We start from the raw sequence: 16,807 nt of genomic DNA, 5'->3' as shown, positions 1-16,807 counted from the left end.
GCGAAAAAAGAATAAATAGCCCGATTATCATATTACAACCAAAAGATGGTGGAAAAAGTGAAATATAAATTTTTGTTAATTACTATTTTTCTTACAGGACTAGTTGGCTGTCAAAATGCTGGAACCATTGGTAATAGACATTCTCTCCATCCTAAAAATGTTGTTTATACTCACCTTGAAAAAAAGACGGTTCATCCTGTTAGTAAAGAAAAGCTTATTCAAACAAAAGTCACCGAATATTTACTTTCACATCATATAAACGGAAGTGTGGCTGTAATAAACGATAATAGAATCATTTTTAATGAGGGTGTTGGCTATTCATCTTTTAAAAATAGGAAGAGGAATCAGTCTTCTACTACCTATCCAATCGGTTCTATTACCAAAGCATTTGTTGCCACAAGTATTATGCAACTTCAGGAAAAAGGAAAATTAAATATAGAAGACCCTGTTTCAAAATATATTCCGCATTTTCCAAATGGGAAAAGAATTAAACTAATCCATCTATTATCCCATACCTCAGGCATTCAAAATCCAATTTGGCATACAAGGGACTCGCGGCCACAAGATTTAATAAGAGAAATTAAAAAAAGACATGTCACCTTCCGGCCAGGGACAAAATGGGAGTATAGAGATGCCAATTATATGGTCCTTGGTTATATTGTTGAAAAGGTTGCAGGTATGCCTCTACATGATTATATTCAATTCAATATATTTGATAAGGCGAACATGGGGGCGTCTGGATTTATTACCCGTAGTTACACTGTTCCGTATAATTCAGTTGGGTATATGAAACAAGGTCAACAGTTGCTTAGAGTCGGCAACTTTACTATTCCTTTATTGTTTGGTTGCGGGGATATTTATTCAACTGCTTATGATTTATCATTGTTTGATCAATCATTACTTAACGGTAATCTGGTTTCGAATAAAAGCTTAAAGGAAATGGTAACACCAAGATCTAAATCAAAATATGGGCTTGGATTTTATAATAATGGGAATGTTTTTTTAAGCAGGGGAGTTCTTGGCGGTTTTGAGTCGATTCATGCTCTTTATAAAGATAAAACTTCGATTGCGATACTACTGAATGTTCGTGATAAAACTATTAATATCCATAAAACATTACGTGAAATCCATAAATTAATAAACCTCAAAATCCCAGTCTAAATGAAATGGGGATTTTGAGGTTTTATTATCTGTCGGAATTTATACAGTAGGTGAACAATGAGAATTGTCTAGCGCAAGTAACCCAGCTCCACGGTTAGTTCGTCCTGTCTAAACTAGTTCACTGCACGTTTCGCAACTAGTTGCGGGGCTTGCTCTTTTTATTTTTCCCATGGTTTGGTGGTTGTAAAATGGGTTGCTAATTCTTTACTGTTCTTTCGATGTACTTTTCGCATTTCTGCACGTTCTTGTCCAGTTTCATGAAGCTTTATTTCTTCTTCCGTTTCAGGGATGACTTTAGGTATTCTTGCTGGTTTTCCTTGATCATCTAAAGCCACAAAAGTTAGAAAGGCGGTGGCAGCAATTTTTCTAGCGCCTGTTTTAAGATTTTCTGCAATTATTTTTACAAAAACCTCCATGGAAGAAGTGCCTGTCCATGTCACGAACGATTCAAAGCAGACGGAATTTTCGGGTGTGATCGGACTTAGAAAGTCAACAGAATCGGTTGATGCTGTAACGCAATCTCTCCTAGAATGTCTCTGTGCTGTAATTGAGGCGATCATGTCAACATCACTCATCAGTTTTCCACCAAATAATGTATTGTGGTTATTTACATCATTTGGGAAAACCCTACTTGTTCTTACTACCCTAGACTCATTGCATGTTTTTGCATCCATATTTATCATGATCCCTCCATAATTAAAAACCCTACTGTGTTTACTGGACTATTTTTTACAAGAAAATAGATCTATAAACAAAAAATAATAAGAAGCTACAATTGACTGTTTTCGCTCTTTGGAACTCCGATACCACTCGATTGATTATCCTGTGTACAAGAATTAGTGCAATAATCACCGAAATTAAAACAACCGCCAATTATGGTGGAATTAGCTGTATGGCTGTTCTGGAAGGTGGACTGAAAATTAATATTTGCATTATTTGTAATCGAAATCACCTTAAAATTCCCAATATTAATAGAGCATTCCATTCCATACAACCTCCTTTTTATATTATATAGATAATAATGTTGCTTCGTATAGTTTCATGACCCTAATGAAAAAGTATAAGTAAAGGGTTATTTATGATTATTCAAACGACTTATGGTAAATTACATATATAAATGAAGATCAGGAGGTTGAAAAATGAGTTTACAAAAACAGATTATGAAGGATTTGAATATCAGTCCTACGATTCAACCAAAAGAAGAGATTCGAAAACGAATCGACTTTTTAAAAAATTATTTAGTTAAAACAAAAGCCAGAGGATATGTTTTAGGAATAAGCGGTGGCCAAGACTCCACGCTAGCAGGGCGCCTAGCCCAACTCGCTGTTGAAGAGCTTCGCAGTGAAGGAAATGATGCATTATTTATCGCGGTGCGTCTTCCATATGGGGTTCAGCAGGATGAAGATGATGCACAAAAGTCACTACATTTTATTCAAGCGGATCGGTCAACATCCTTTAATATTAAAGAAGCAGTTGATGATGTTCAAACGGAATACAACCGTATTTTTCAAGAAAAGCCTTTAAGTGATTATCAAAAAGGAAATGTTAAGGCGAGGATGAGGATGATTGCCCAATATGCAGTTGGCGGCATGGAAGGCCTTCTTGTGATTGGTACAGATCATGCAGCTGAAGCAGTTACTGGTTTTTATACTAAATACGGAGATGGAGGTGCTGATATCCTTCCGTTGTCAGGCTTAACGAAGCGCCAGGGAAAAGCATTGCTGAAAGAGCTTGGTGCAGATGAACGCTTATATTTAAAAGTACCTACCGCAGATCTTTTAGATCATAAACCAGGGCAGGCCGATGAGACTGAACTAGGAATAACTTATGATGAACTTGATGATTATCTTGAAGGGAAAGATGTTTCAGAGGAAATTGCTGCTAAAATAGAAAAGCGGTATCTCCTAACTGAACACAAGCGTAGGCTTCCAACCACCATGTTTGATAGTTGGTGGAAATAACGATGATGAGGAGAGACAGTTTATGTTCTCTCCTCGTTTTTTTTTAAGCTAATCAGAATTTATATCCATAAATTCTGATTAGCTTAAAAAGTTCCATAAAGCGTCACAACCTACAACGAAAAACAGAAATACAGCCAGATATAATTGGAAGAAAAGGAAACTCCAAAGGAAGAGGTGGATACCCCTGAAGCGAAATATCTATTTTTTGATTATTATATGTTTAGGACTAGGGCTTTTTTTAACAAAGTATTATACAACCTTTTTGGACCTAAAAAGTTCAGCAATAATCGTAAATAAACACTTTACATACAAAGATGACTATCATGATAAGCGAAAACTGAGTAAGGCTGTTGATTATATTTTTATCGGAGAAGTGGTCAAAAAAAGTGGGAGTAAGGAGTATACCGGTCAGCCCAATACCCAGTTTTCTGTTCGCATTACGCAAAATATTAAAGGTGCATTGCTAGGTGATGACATCCTAATTAATCAACTAGGTGGATACTATAAAAAGAATGGAAAACTTTATTTGCTTAGGTATGAAAAGGAACACCTATTGAAAGAAGGTCAAATATACCTGTTTGCTGTTTCAACGACGAAAAAAGAATATTATCAGATGATGCCTAAATATGGCCATACCCTCTTAAATAATGAAGAAGAAAAATATAAGCAAATTGATGGTTTTAGAAATGCGATGGTGGAAAAGTGACCATCCTTTTTTTTGTTAAGCAGAAGGCAACTACGCCTAATCATCGCCTCCCTCGAGATCATCGCGTTTACTACCCTGACAGTTTATTTCTCTACTACTTTATCATATTAAAATTTCCCATTGACACAGGGTATACAGGGACTTATTCTAATAAAGGAATTTTTATTATACAATCCATATTGGTTATAAGGACATGAAGGGAGAACTCTTCAATGAGTAAATCAAATAAATTAGGTATCTGGATTTTAACGGCTTTGGTTGTTGGAAATATGGTTGGTTCAGGAATTTTTATGCTTCCACGTTCTTTATCAGAAGCAGCAAGCCCCGCTGGCGTATTATTAGCTTGGGTGTTGACAGGACTCGGAGCATTGTTATTAGCACTAGTCTTTGGTAATTTGGCATTAAGAAAGCCAATGTTAACAGGAGGCCCTCAAATTTATGCAAAAGAATTGTTTAAGCAGGGCTCTCAAGCCTCCACATTAACTGGCTTTATGTCTTCCTGGGGATATTGGATCGGTAACATGGCAGGAAATGTTGCAATCATTACCACTTTTGCTGGGTATTTATCAACTTTCTTCCCGATCTTAACAAGCGGGGCCAAATGGTTTTCAATTGGTGGGTTCACCTTAAAAGTTGGGAATGGATTAACATTTATCGTTTGTACACTACTTCTATGGGGAACACATCTTATCATTTTACGTGGAATGGAAAACGCCGGAAGGTTAAATTTTATAGCAACTGCTGCAAAAGTAATTGGATTTTTCTTATTCATAATTGTAGGTCTATTTGCTTTCCAAAAAACAAATATGCTTCCATTTTTAGCAACACGGGTTGATGATGCTGGACATGCAATGGGGGTTATGAAGCAAGTAAACCATGCAGCTATTAACACCTTATGGGCATTTGTTGGGGTAGAATCGGCGGTTGTGTTTGCAACTCGTGCCAAGAAACAGGCGGATGTGAAAAGAGCAACCATTATTGGCTTACTTATTTCCATCGTGATTTATATTGGAATTAGTACCCTCGTAATGGGGATGTTAAGTCAAAATACATTGATCCATTCTGACAAACCATTAATCGATGCGATTCAAACTATTTTAGGACCAATTGGCGGAAAAGTACTAGCTGCAGTTGGATTAATTAGCTTATTCGGTTCAACTATAGGCTGGATAATGTTAAGTGCTGAGGTTCCTTATCAAGCAGCTAAGCAGAATGTATTCTTGCCAGCCTTCTTAAAAGAAAATAAAAAAGGCTTACCCTTGTTTTCTTTAATTGTAACAAACGGTATAGCACAGTTATTTATCTTTTCAACTGTTTCAAAATCAATTTCACAAGCATTTGATTTTGTTATTGTTATTGCAACATTATCTTACCTTGTCCCCTATTTTATTTCGTCTATTTATCAACTCAAATTAGTGATAACTGGGGAAACATACAAAGGTGAAAGATCGCGTATTACCGATGGGATCATCGCATTACTTGCAACTATTTATTCCGTATGGGTTATTATTTCTGGAACGTCTGATATTAAAACATTCGCTTATGGAATGGGATTAATTCTAAGTGGAATTCTATTTTACGGGCCGGTTGCAAAAAGAAGAAGATTGGAAATAAACCAAAAAGAGAAATCTGCAGCATAAATTGAGGGCCTATCAGGATGATTTCTGATAGGCTTTTTTTCAATTGATCGAACCCCATAAATCTAAACAACATATAGTGTTAATCACCTACCTAACTAGGGCAACAAATCCAAAGCTTTTAGGAAATTTGGGGGCCTTTAATAAACACACGGTCATATACTACACATTGCTATAAATTAAACAGAGTTGTTTTCCCTTAGCACGTGTAAAAAGGCTATACTCGGGGATGATAAAAAATACTATGTAATTTCCTTTGACAGAATAGAATAGGTGTTATAAGATATACAAAACCGACAAAAACACTAAGAATTCGGGGGTATTGAAATTGAATAAAAAATTAACGACTATTTTTGCATTATTATTAAGCTTTATGTTTGTTCTAACCGCTTGTGGTACAAATAATAATGCTACAGACAATAAAAAAGAAGTAAAGAAACAGACGGCCCAAAAAGGAACTGAACAAGATTTATTGAAAAAAGTAAAAGCAGACGGAAAGATTTTAATTGGTACGGAAGGTACATATCCTCCATTCACTTTCCATGATGCTAACGGTAAGTTAACTGGTTTTGATGTGGAGCTTGCGACTGAAGTAGCAAAACGTATTGGCGTAACTCCAGAATTTAAAGAAACTCAATGGGATGCCATGTTTGCTGGATTAGATGCAAAACGTTTTGATATGATTGCTAATGAAGTTGGGATTCGTCCTGATCGTCAAGTGAAATACGATTTCTCTACTCCTTATATTACATCTTCTGCTGTCCTTATTGCGCATAGTGACAACACTACCGTAAAGAGCTTCGCAGATATGAAAGGGTTAAATTCTGCTCAATCGTTGACAAGTAACTACGCAGATATTGCCAAGAAAAATGGTGCTAAAATTGTTGGAGTAGAAGGCTTTGACCAAGCAGTCCAACTCCTAACCTCTAAACGAGTGGATGTTACTGTCAACGATAAATTAACATTCCTTGATTTCAAAAAACAAAAACCTGATGCACCAATAAAGGTTGTAGACACTTCAAAAGACGCATCACAGAGCGGCTTAATGTTTAGAAAAGATAGTAACACTCTTGTTGATGGCGTAAATAAAGCTCTAACTGATATAATTAATGATGGCACATACAAAAAAATCTCAGAGAAATGGTTTGGTGAAGATGTTCTTAAGTAGTATTTTTACTGACCCGGAGCGTACAGCCAGGTTAATGGACATCGCCCAAAGTTCCCTTCAGCCTCTACTGAAGGGAGCTATTTTTTATTCGATTCCATTGACAATTATTTCATTTATTCTTGGGTTAACATTGGCAATTTTTACGGCGCTTGGTAGGATTTCACACGTGAAATTTTTTCAAGGTATTGCACGAATTTATGTTTCAGCGATCCGTGGGACACCATTGTTGGTCCAACTTTTTATCATTTTTTACGGTTTGCCAAATATCGGAGTGACAATTGATCCTTATACATCTGCTATTATTGGTTTTTCTTTGAATGTCGGAGCTTATGCATCAGAAATTATTAGGGCGGCTATTCTTTCGACTCCAAAGGGTCAATGGGAAGCTGGTTATTCGATTGGCATGTCATATTCCCAAATTTTAAAAAGAATTATTCTACCACAGGCAGCAAAGGTTTCGATTCCACCTTTATCAAATACCTTTATTAGTCTCGTAAAAGACACATCCCTTGCATCACTTGTTCTTGTAACGGAGATGTTTCGGCGTGCTCAGGAAATTGCTGCGACCAACTATGAATTTTTACTAGTTTATACCGAAGCGGCACTTCTTTATTGGGTGATTTGCTTTTTCCTTTCTATTATTCAACAGATGTTAGAAAAGAAATTGGATCGCTATGTGTCTTAAAATTGGGGAAAAGGAAGTAATCCAATGATTTCAATTAAAAATTTACACAAGCAATTCGGGCAATTGGAAGTTTTAAAGGGAATTGATCTAGAGATAGAAAAGGGAAAAGTAGTTGTTGTTATTGGACCATCTGGTTCAGGAAAAACGACGATGCTTCGTTGCTTGAATGTATTGGAGACTCCAACTAAAGGAATCTTGTCCATTGAAGGGCAGAATCTTGATTTTTCAGGGTCAGTTTCAAAGAAAGATATTGCATCTTTTCGGCGGTTAACAGGAATGGTTTTTCAAAGTTATAATTTATTCCCGCATAAAACGGCTCTTGAAAACGTAATGGAAGGGCCAGTTATTGTAAAAAAAGAAGATAAAGGACCTGCTGAAAAAAAAGCGCGGGCACTTTTAGAAAAAGTAGGTCTAGGTGATAAGATTGATTTCTATCCTTCCCACTTATCAGGGGGCCAGCAGCAACGTGTTGGAATCGCAAGAGCTTTGGCAATGGAACCAGAGGTCATGCTGTTTGATGAACCAACATCTGCACTAGATCCTGAGCTTGTTGGAGAGGTTTTAAAAGTAATGAAAGACCTCGCCCAAGAAGGAATGACAATGATCGTCGTTACCCATGAAATGCGATTTGCCCGGGATGCGGCCGATGAAGTCATCTTCATGGATCAAGGTGTTATTGTAGAAAGAGGAAAGCCAGAAGAAATTTTTACAAATCCAAAAGAAGATCGGACAAAGCAATTTTTAAATAGGATACAATAAAGTGTCAAGGTCTAAGACCAAGTAGTTCCGCTTTTGTGGAGAAACATTTCAAATAACCACCGAAATATCCTATCAATTAACATATTAATTGGTAGGATATTTTTTATTGATATAACCATATTTATCGCTTTATAAAGTCCAAATTAATATAATAAATAGCAAGTCAATTAACAGTGTGGCAATAATCATGGTCAATGTCCGAATGAGGGTGTAAATTCTGTTGTTATGTCCTTATGGTGGGCATACCAAATAGGAGAGCATAGTAGAAGTTTTCATGTAACGCTCTTTAAACTTGTGTTGATTTCCGCTCCAGGTGCACCATTCCCCGGGCGGTTCGGGAAGCCTCCTCGTCGCTTCGCTCCTGCGGGGTCTTCCCTGCCCCGTACTCCCGCAGGAGTCGAGCACCTTCCGCTCCAATCAACAGAGTGTCAAAATTAATAATAAGCTTAACCATAGTCAATGAAAAGAAGGTATATCGGCCCTTTTCGCATGTTCAAATATTTATTGTTAACGCCTATCTATGATTTATTAGATGTTGACGTGGTGGAACGGTCGAAATTTGACATGCCATTTAAGTATTTTCTACATGGCATCGGATACGCATTCATTGAATCGATTAAAAGATCTAAACCTTTTGGACATGCTTATCAATAAAACCTTTTTTGTATATTTTTTAAAAAAAGGCTTTGTTAAAGCTGGATGTTGATTTTATGGTATTGAAAAATAGACGGAAAAATTCCTGCTAAATCAGGAAATTCACATATTTCCCTACATATAAGCAGATTTTTTCCTGTTAAACTATACGTTTCCATGATTAAAAGGCTTTTTTAGGTTATTTAAGCGGAAAATCTCCGCCTATTTTGATATGCTCCCCTTTAGGTAGACAGATTAAAAAATAAAAATCTGTTTACTCAAGGGGAGTATTTATTTTGTCTAAAAGGTCTTATCCTGTAGAAGAAAAATTGAAGATATTAAGGGCGTGTGAGGAAGATAATTATTCAATTTACAAAATTGCATCTATCTATAAAGTGAACAAATCCACCATTATGGAATGGAAGTACAAATTCGATAAAGATGGAATTGATGGCCTAAAAGAATCAACCAGTAAGAAAATGTACTCAAAGGAACTTAAGCTTTCAGCTATTAGAGATTATCAGTCTGGGGAATACTCTCTTCGAGAGATTAGCAGAAAATATGGACTCACTGATAAATCTACACTTAGTAATTGGATCAAGAAGTATAATAGTCATAGAGAAATAAAGGAAACGTCAAAAGAAAGGACGAGCTCTATGACTAAAGGGAGAAAAACTACTTGGGATGAACGGATTCAAATTGTGATTAATTGTTTGGGGAACGGTAAAGATTATCAAAAAACAGCTGAATTACATAATGTTTCTTACCAACAAGTGTATCAATGGGTTAAGAAGTATGAAAATGGTGGAGATGAAGCGCTTAAAGATAATCGTGGAAGGACAAAAGAAGAAGCAGAATTAACTCCAGAAGAGAAAATCAAGATTCAGTTTAAAAAGTTGGAAAGAGAAAATGAACGGTTACGTGCGGAGAATATGTTCTTAAAAAAGTTAGAGGAGATCGAAAGGAGGCGAAAGTAAGTCAAATCCGATTTGAGGATAAGTACATCGCTATTCAGGAGCTTCACGAGAAAGAGAATTTAAGCATTAGTTTACTTTGTGAAATTGCGGGAATTGCACGTTCTGCATACTATAAGTGGCTTAATCGTACTCCTTCTTCCCGAGAAATACTAAATAAAGAAATCATTAAGGAGATGAAAATTCTCCATGAAAAGGTTGATAGTACCTTCGGCTATCGTCAAATGACACTTCATATGAATAGAAAGTTTGAAGAGAAACTTAATCATAAAAGAATATATCGACTAATGAAAGTAGCTGGCTTACGCTCTGTCATTCGGATCAAGAAAAAACAATATAAAAGCACTACACCTCAACAAGTGGCAGAAAACATATTAAATCGGGAATTTACCGCGGAAAAACCAAATGAGAAATGGGTTACAGATGTAACAGAATTTAAGTATGGCCAATCAAAGAAGGCTTATTTAAGTGCAATTCGTGATCTTTATGATGGATCAATTGTAAGTTATGTTTTAGGACATTCCAATAATAATCAACTTGTATTCAAGACGCTTGACCAAGCTACAGTACTATTAGATGGGAACATCCACTTATCCATAGTGATCGTGGGTTCCAGTACACTTCAAAAGGATTTAAGCGTAAGATAGACGCGGTAAAGATGACACAAAGTATGTCACGAGTTGGTCGGTGTATTGATAATGGACCAATGGAATCTTTTTGGGGAACACTGAAATGTGAGAAGTATTATTTACATCAATATCAGACATTTGAGGAACTTTCTCTTGCGATAGATGAATACATCCATTTTTATAATTATGATAGATACCAAAAACGATTAAACGGTCTTAGCCCTATGGAATATAGAGCTATAGCCGCTTAAATCTTTTTTATTATTTCCACTGTCTACTTGACAGGGGGCAGTTCATTTCTCCTCTTAACCACTACTTTTTCAAAATAAACGGAATTCCTCCGATTAAGCTAGTATACCCGCAGAAAATCAACAATGAACAATAACAGAGCCTTTTAAAAAGACCGTTTTCGTAAAGTTTGTTGTTTTTTTCAGATATTTTTACTTTATCCACCTGAGTTGATTGGAGCGGAGGGCACTCGACTCCTGCGGGATATAGAGGTCACGGGAGACCCCGCAGGAGCGAAGCGACGAGGAGGCTCCCGGGCCTCCCCGCGGAAAGCGAGTGCCTGGAGCGGAAATCAACAGACAAGTTTCAGAGAACGTTACATGAGGCCCTTTTTTTGTGTCATCGAAATAATCCAAGCGTATTTCAATGTTAAATAATATGCTAATTCGGCTGTGATTACGATGGATATTTGAGTTTTTCTCCACGTTATCTGAACTACTTCGTCTAAGACCATGGCACTTTTTTTCAGCTTATAATAAAGTTGTTCTTTGTTTACTGTGCGAAAATAGGTAATTATATGGATGATAAATAATCAGCACTCAAATAGCATAAATGGAAAACTTCTCGTTTTATATATAGGATTTTATTCGATTGGAGAAACTAAGAAAAGCCTAATGTGGATGTAAGGGGTTACAAGTTTTTAAAAGTTGCAAATGAACAAAAGAAAAGATAATCTTAATTTTATGCGGTAACAAAATGAAGTAGAGAAAGGAAATAGATATGTCTAAACAACAAATTGGTGTTATTGGTCTAGCTGTAATGGGAAAAAATCTTGCACTAAATATAGAAAGTCGTGGTTATTCGGTCTCTGTATTTAATCGGTCATATGATAAAACAGAAGATTTCTTGAAGAACGAAGCTGCTGGGAAAAATTTTGAAGGCACACATTCGATTGAGGAGTTTGTAAACTCATTAGAAAAGCCACGAAAAATACTATTAATGGTTAAAGCGGGTGCTGCAACAGACGCAACCATCGAATCACTAAAACCATATCTTGAAAAAGATGATATTCTCATTGATGGCGGAAATACATTCTTCCAAGATACGATTAGACGTAACAAGGAGTTAGTAGACTTAGGAATTAACTTTATTGGTACAGGAGTTTCGGGTGGAGAAGAAGGCGCACTTAAAGGTCCTTCTATCATGCCTGGTGGAAAAAAAGAGGCTTATGACCTTGTCCAACCAATTTTAGAAGCTATTTCAGCTAAGGTAAATGGAGATCCATGTTGTACATATATTGGACCGAACGGTGCAGGACATTATGTGAAGATGGTTCATAATGGAATTGAATATGGTGACATGCAGTTGATCTGTGAAGCCTATTTCATTATGAAAAATATTCTTGGTTTAGATGCTGAGGAACTTCATCAAGTATTCTCTGAGTGGAATAAGGGTGAATTAGACAGCTATTTAATAGAAATTACAGCAGATATCTTTACAAAGAAAGATGACGAAACAGGTAAACCACTTGTTGATGTCATTCTCGATACTGCAGGACAAAAAGGCACAGGTAAGTGGACAAGTCAAAATGCTTTAGATGTAGGTGTGCCATTACCGATTATCACAGAATCTGTATTTGCTCGCTTTATCTCAGCAATGAAAGATGAGCGTGTTAAGGCAAGTAAAATTCTAAACGGGCCTAAAGAAACAACATTCGAAGGCAATAAACAAGAGTTAATTGAGGCAGTTCGCAAAGCTTTATATATGAGTAAAATATGTTCTTATGCACAAGGTTTTGCTCAAATGCGTGCGGCATCTGTTGAGTACGGTTGGGATCTTCGTTATGGTGATATTGCTATGATTTTCCGTGGTGGTTGTATCATTCGTGCACAATTCCTACAAAAAATAAAAGACGCCTACGATCGTGATTCAGAGCTAGCAAACCTTTTATTAGATCCGTACTTCAAAGAAATCGTCGAAGGCTACCAAACACCGTTGCGTCAAGTCATTGCAGTGGCTATTGAGCGTGGTATTCCAGTACCGGCATTTGCCAGTGCTATTGCCTACTATGACAGCTATCGTACTGAAACTCTTCCGGCAAATCTTTTGCAGGCACAACGTGACTACTTTGGTGCTCACACTTATCAACGTGTTGATAAAGAGGGGATTTTCCATTCTAACTGGATGGAATAAGAGGATTCTAAATAAAAATAGAGACAAACCTGTCCAGTTAGTGGACTGGGTTTGTCTCTATTTTTTTTGGCTGTGCTAAACATAGCTATCTTTTTAGGTGAGTTAAAGCTAGTCAACGGGTCCAACCTTTAAGAATAATCTCAAAAACAGTGCCAATCTCTGTAGTGCTTGTTACTTGAAGGGTGCCACCATGTGCCTCTACTAATTGTTTAACGATGGAGAGCCCCAATCCGCTTCCACCAAGGGCTCTTGTCCTTGATTTATCAACACGGTAAAAGCGCTCGAATATTCTTGGAAGGTCTTCCTCGGGAATTCCCTTTCCTTGGTCTTTAACTTTAATTGATACTTCCCCCGCGTTTTCAATCACATCAATAGCAACTTCTGTAAATGGTTCGGAATATTTACGAGCGTTATCAAGGAGGTTTAAGATTACCTGTTCAAAACGAATAGGATCAATTTCTGCATAAATATTATTTGAACAATTAAGAACGAGCTCCATATTAATTTCATTGAAAGCAGGTGAAATTTTTTCATAAATTCCTTGGAAATAAGGTGCAAGCAGGATAGTTTCTTTTTCAATGGAAAAATTATTTTCGTCCATTTTTGCTAAGTTAAATAACTCTTTGACAAGTATTGATAGCTTTTCTGCTTCCTCGAAGATAATGCTTAAATAATTTTCGCGATCATCATGTTTTGTATCGGGACGTCGAGCAATCTCCGCATATCCTTTAATATAGGTTAAAGGAGTACGCAACTCATGAGAAATACTTGCTAAAAATTCATTTCGCTCATTCTTTAAAAGTTCTAATTCACTGGCTAAAATATTTATTGATTCTCCTAATTCACCAATTTCATCTTTTGCTAATGTGGGAAGTGAAACTGAAAAATCACCTTTGCTTATTCGTTTTGTCGCTTCACTCATTTGGATAACAGGATGAGTAACAAATCTTGTCAGAAAAATAATAATGATGAACATAAAGATGAGTGACATAACACCAGCAAGTATGAAATGATGATTTAATCCAGATATTAATTCTTTTACTTTTTGTGTTTTTTGAAACATGTATATATATCCATTTATTTTACCGTTAATCTGAATAGGACTAATCGAGGCAATGTATTCTTCGTGTTGCCAATCCTCTTCTAAAATAAGCCCTTCATGTGGAATCTTTTTAGGTGAGGATTTAATAATCCTTTTCATCTCGGACGTCACTTTATTTGAAGACATATAGATTGCTCCGTTTGGATTCGTCAAGATTACTTGGGTATCTGTTCGTGATTCCATTAGGGCGATGTGTTTAATGGTTTCTTCATGGAAAGATGCCTCGAGGATCTCACGATGATTATTTCCCCGTGTTTGTAAGGCGGAGAGTTCATCATGCACCCGTGAATGGAGAATATTATTGTGTAAAAAGAACATTGAAATGGATTCTAAAAGGAAAATAGAAATAAAGAAAAGTAGTCCAATTTTAAAGGAGATTTTATTCATGTGTATATCCGCCCTTTCTATATACAGGATACTATATGAAGGGCTGTAGAAGCTTTACTAATTTTTGAGAAAAAGGTAAAATGGCGGACATTTTTGAAAAAAAAATAGATGTCCCGACGATCGGGACACCATATGTGAAAAAAGAGAGGTTTATTAAGGGTTGAGTAAAATTGATAAAACCATGTATTACATAAAAGAGTTGAGATGATAAAAATAAGGGGTTATTTTTAAGACATCTTCCTGGTTTGATTCCTGGGAATGTCATCTTCTCTTTCGTAATCACAGGTTCATCTTATCAAGAAAGATTGTAGATGTTATGAAGAACTTGTGGGAAATTTGTGAAGATGAAAAAAGTGCTGTGTTGAAATGATATAGTAGTGTTGTGGGAGGGATTATGATGAAAATTTTACTTGTTGATGATGAAAAAAGAATCATCGAAGTCCTTGAAGCTTATCTTGAAAGAGAAGGCTATGAAATACATACAGCAGACAATGGGATTGACGCCTTAAAAAAGGTAAAAACAGTAAGTCCAGATTTAATGATTCTTGATCTTATGCTCCCCGATATTTCTGGTGAGGAAGTTTGCCGATTGGTTAGAAAAGATTCAGATGTCCCAATCCTGATGCTTACTGCAAAGTCGTCAGAAGACGCCCGTATTAATGGAATTGTCATGGGCGCTGATGATTATGTCACGAAGCCATTTAGTCCCAGGGAAGTGGTTGTTCGCGTCCAAGCTATTTTAAGACGAGTGAAGAAAACAGAGAAAGTTGATAAATTTGAATTCAATGGAGGGCAATTGGCAATTGATATAGATAAAAAGGAAGTAACCGTAAATGGCCAATTTATTAACTTAACTCCAATTGAATATAAGCTTTTGACTAATATGGCTTTGAATCCAGGTAGGGTCTATAGCCGAATGGATTTATTAGAAAAAATTCAAGACGAAGGCATGTTTTATGAAGGCTATGAACGGAGTGTTGATACGCATATTAAAAATCTTCGTAAAAAAATTGAATTGGATTCAAGGCAGCCTGCATTTATCCTGACGGTCTTTGGAATGGGCTATAAATTTGGAGGGATCCTGGATGCTGCAAACACTTCGGTCTAGAATTCTTTTTTACTTTTTGATTGTTTCAATGATTGGGATTTTGGTTGTTAGTTTTTTCATACAGTATGGTTTTGAAGAGAGCTTTAAAAGTTACCTAGATCTAAATAGGGAAAAAAAGATTGATAGAGTGTTAGTTGAAATTGAAAAGAATTATAAGAATTCAGGACATTTTTCAAGTAGCACGATAAATGGCATGGTCCATGAACATGCCATGACCGACCAGCTTTATTTCCAATTGTTTGACAATATAAATCGTCTTCAAGTGGATTCTTCGCAAATTAGAGGAATGTTGAATAGCCTTGGATTAACAGAGCCGGCCATGGATGGTGAAGAGTGGCATTCAAAGTCATACCAAATCATTGTTGATAAAAAAGTGGTCGGGAAACTTATTGCTATTTATCCGCAAGGCCTTATTGATGATGAATATACATTTTTGCAAACCATTCAATTATATATTTATGCTGCTGTCTGTTTAACCATTATTTTTGCTATTTTATTCAGTTTGATTTTTTCCAAAAAATTAACCTCAGGACTCGATAAACTGTCATTTGCGGCTAAAGAGCTTCGGCAACATAATCTAAATATCCGGATCCCGTTAGCCGGAATGCCAACAGAAGTAAAACAGTTGTCCATTTCGTTTAATAATTTGGCTGAATCGCTTTCAAAGGAAGAAATGCTTCGGAAACAGTTTACTGGTGATTTAGCCCATGAACTTAGGACACCACTTGCTACATTGCGAAGCCAAATAGAAGCTTTCCAGGATGGAATATGGGAGCCAACTCCAAAGCGTTTGCAGCAAAGCCACGAGGAATTAATGCGGCTTGTTAGACTTGTAAATGAACTCGAAAAGCTACTTGCTGCAGAAAACCCGCAAATCAGACTTGAAAAGGTAGAATTAGAGGCAGGGAACATTCTTAATGCTCTCTGGGAAATGTTTCTGCCATTGTTTAACCAAAAAAACGTTAATTTGCATATTCTTGAGCCACTTCAGGAAGAATGGTTTATGGCGGATAAGGATCGCCTTATCCAAGTTTTGACAAATATTCTTAACAATGCACTAAAATATACACCAGAAGGTAAAAATGTGACGATATCTGTTTTATCAGAGCAGGACGATTATGTCGGCTTTATGATTAAAGATGAAGGGTCTGGTATGGCTGAAGAAGATATTCCCCATATCTTTGAACGTTTTTACCGAGGTGATAAGTCACGAGATCGTAAAACAGGTGGAGTTGGTATTGGCTTATCGATTGTAAAGGCACTGATGGATGCCCATCAAGGTAGAATTAAAGTGAAAAGTGGGCTGAACAGAGGTACGAGCGTCTACCTTTGGTTTCCAAGGGATGTATAAAAGAAAATTAGGAATCTTGCATTTCAGTTAATGATTCATTAGATGGAAGGAAACACATAATTTTAAACCTTAAAACGCATGGAAAACTACATCCATGCGTTTTAATATGGTTTTTTATATAGTAG

General features: G+C 36.4%; 13 protein-coding genes and 2 pseudogenes. 12 read left to right on the top strand and 3 right to left on the bottom strand.

What is annotated here, in order from left to right:
- Window positions 1–57 precede the first annotated feature (57 nt).
- Window positions 58–1,161: a serine hydrolase domain-containing protein gene (locus tag RCG20_RS08700; protein ID WP_308183832.1), complete on the top strand. Its 1,104-nt coding sequence runs from the start codon at window positions 58–60 to the stop codon at window positions 1,159–1,161.
- Window positions 1,162–1,319: 158 nt separating this feature from the next.
- Here RCG20_RS08700 and RCG20_RS08695 read toward each other — a convergent pair whose 3' ends face one another.
- Both RCG20_RS08695 and RCG20_RS08690 read right to left on the bottom strand, forming a co-directional pair.
- Window positions 1,320–1,835 (bottom strand): acyl-CoA thioesterase, encoded by a 516-nt coding sequence (locus RCG20_RS08695; protein WP_374120537.1) that lies wholly within the window; start codon window positions 1,833–1,835, stop codon window positions 1,320–1,322.
- Between the two features lie 95 nt (window positions 1,836–1,930).
- Window positions 1,931–2,146, bottom strand: a complete 216-nt coding sequence (locus RCG20_RS08690; protein ID WP_308183829.1) for a spore germination protein — start codon at window positions 2,144–2,146, stop codon at window positions 1,931–1,933.
- Window positions 2,147–2,300: 154 nt separating this feature from the next.
- Here RCG20_RS08690 and nadE point away from each other — a divergent pair, with 154 nt between their 5' ends.
- The 9 genes and pseudogenes from nadE to gndA all read left to right on the top strand — a co-directional run bounded on the left by nadE (window position 2,301) and on the right by gndA (window position 12,734).
- The gene (nadE, locus tag RCG20_RS08685) at window positions 2,301–3,122 is read left to right on the top strand and encodes an NAD(+) synthase (protein WP_308183828.1); all 822 of its coding nucleotides are present in this window, start codon (window positions 2,301–2,303) and stop codon (window positions 3,120–3,122) included.
- A gap of 205 nt (window positions 3,123–3,327) precedes the next feature.
- Complete coding sequence (locus RCG20_RS08680) at window positions 3,328–3,828, top strand: hypothetical protein (RefSeq protein WP_308183827.1); 501 nt, start codon at window positions 3,328–3,330, stop codon at window positions 3,826–3,828.
- Window positions 3,829–4,040: 212 nt separating this feature from the next.
- Window positions 4,041–5,468, top strand: a complete 1,428-nt coding sequence (locus tag RCG20_RS08675; RefSeq protein WP_308183826.1) for an amino acid permease — start codon at window positions 4,041–4,043, stop codon at window positions 5,466–5,468.
- Between the two features lie 370 nt (window positions 5,469–5,838).
- The gene (locus RCG20_RS08670) at window positions 5,839–6,633 is read left to right on the top strand and encodes an amino acid ABC transporter substrate-binding protein (RefSeq protein ID WP_308184313.1); all 795 of its coding nucleotides are present in this window, start codon (window positions 5,839–5,841) and stop codon (window positions 6,631–6,633) included.
- Window positions 6,620–7,318 carry an amino acid ABC transporter permease gene (locus tag RCG20_RS08665; protein WP_308183824.1) on the top strand — a complete coding sequence of 233 codons (699 nt, stop codon included), beginning with the start codon at window positions 6,620–6,622 and terminating at the stop codon, window positions 7,316–7,318. Before RCG20_RS08670 ends, RCG20_RS08665 begins: the two co-directional genes overlap by 14 nt.
- A gap of 24 nt (window positions 7,319–7,342) precedes the next feature.
- Complete coding sequence (locus RCG20_RS08660; RefSeq protein WP_308183823.1) at window positions 7,343–8,077, top strand: amino acid ABC transporter ATP-binding protein; 735 nt, start codon at window positions 7,343–7,345, stop codon at window positions 8,075–8,077.
- 465 nt (window positions 8,078–8,542) lie between these two features.
- Window positions 8,543–8,735 (top strand): annotated as a pseudogene (locus RCG20_RS08655) (transposase); the annotation flags it as partial.
- A gap of 271 nt (window positions 8,736–9,006) precedes the next feature.
- Window positions 9,007–10,564 (top strand): annotated as a pseudogene (locus RCG20_RS08650) (IS3 family transposase).
- A 757-nt stretch (window positions 10,565–11,321) separates the two neighbouring features.
- Window positions 11,322–12,734, top strand: a complete 1,413-nt coding sequence (gene gndA, locus RCG20_RS08645; RefSeq protein ID WP_308183822.1) for an NADP-dependent phosphogluconate dehydrogenase — start codon at window positions 11,322–11,324, stop codon at window positions 12,732–12,734.
- Between the two features lie 112 nt (window positions 12,735–12,846).
- On the opposite strand, the gene RCG20_RS08640 is transcribed toward gndA, so the two are convergent.
- Entirely contained in the window at window positions 12,847–14,223 is a 1,377-nt protein-coding gene (locus tag RCG20_RS08640) for a HAMP domain-containing sensor histidine kinase (protein ID WP_308183821.1), read from the bottom strand.
- A 394-nt stretch (window positions 14,224–14,617) separates the two neighbouring features.
- Between RCG20_RS08640 and RCG20_RS08635 the strand changes: the two genes are divergently transcribed.
- Both RCG20_RS08635 and RCG20_RS08630 read left to right on the top strand, forming a co-directional pair.
- Window positions 14,618–15,331 (top strand): response regulator transcription factor, encoded by a 714-nt coding sequence (locus RCG20_RS08635; RefSeq protein ID WP_308183820.1) that lies wholly within the window; start codon window positions 14,618–14,620, stop codon window positions 15,329–15,331.
- Window positions 15,309–16,682 carry a sensor histidine kinase gene (locus tag RCG20_RS08630; protein ID WP_308183819.1) on the top strand — a complete coding sequence of 458 codons (1,374 nt, stop codon included), beginning with the start codon at window positions 15,309–15,311 and terminating at the stop codon, window positions 16,680–16,682. Before RCG20_RS08635 ends, RCG20_RS08630 begins: the two co-directional genes overlap by 23 nt.
- The last annotated feature ends 125 nt before the right edge of the window (window positions 16,683–16,807 follow it).

This window comes from Neobacillus sp. PS3-40 (assembly GCF_030915485.1).
Lineage (GTDB): Bacteria > Bacillota > Bacilli > Bacillales > Cytobacillaceae > JAUZPL01.
Note: the sequence above shows the minus strand (reverse complement) of the source record. Positions and strands in the feature narration are given on the sequence as shown.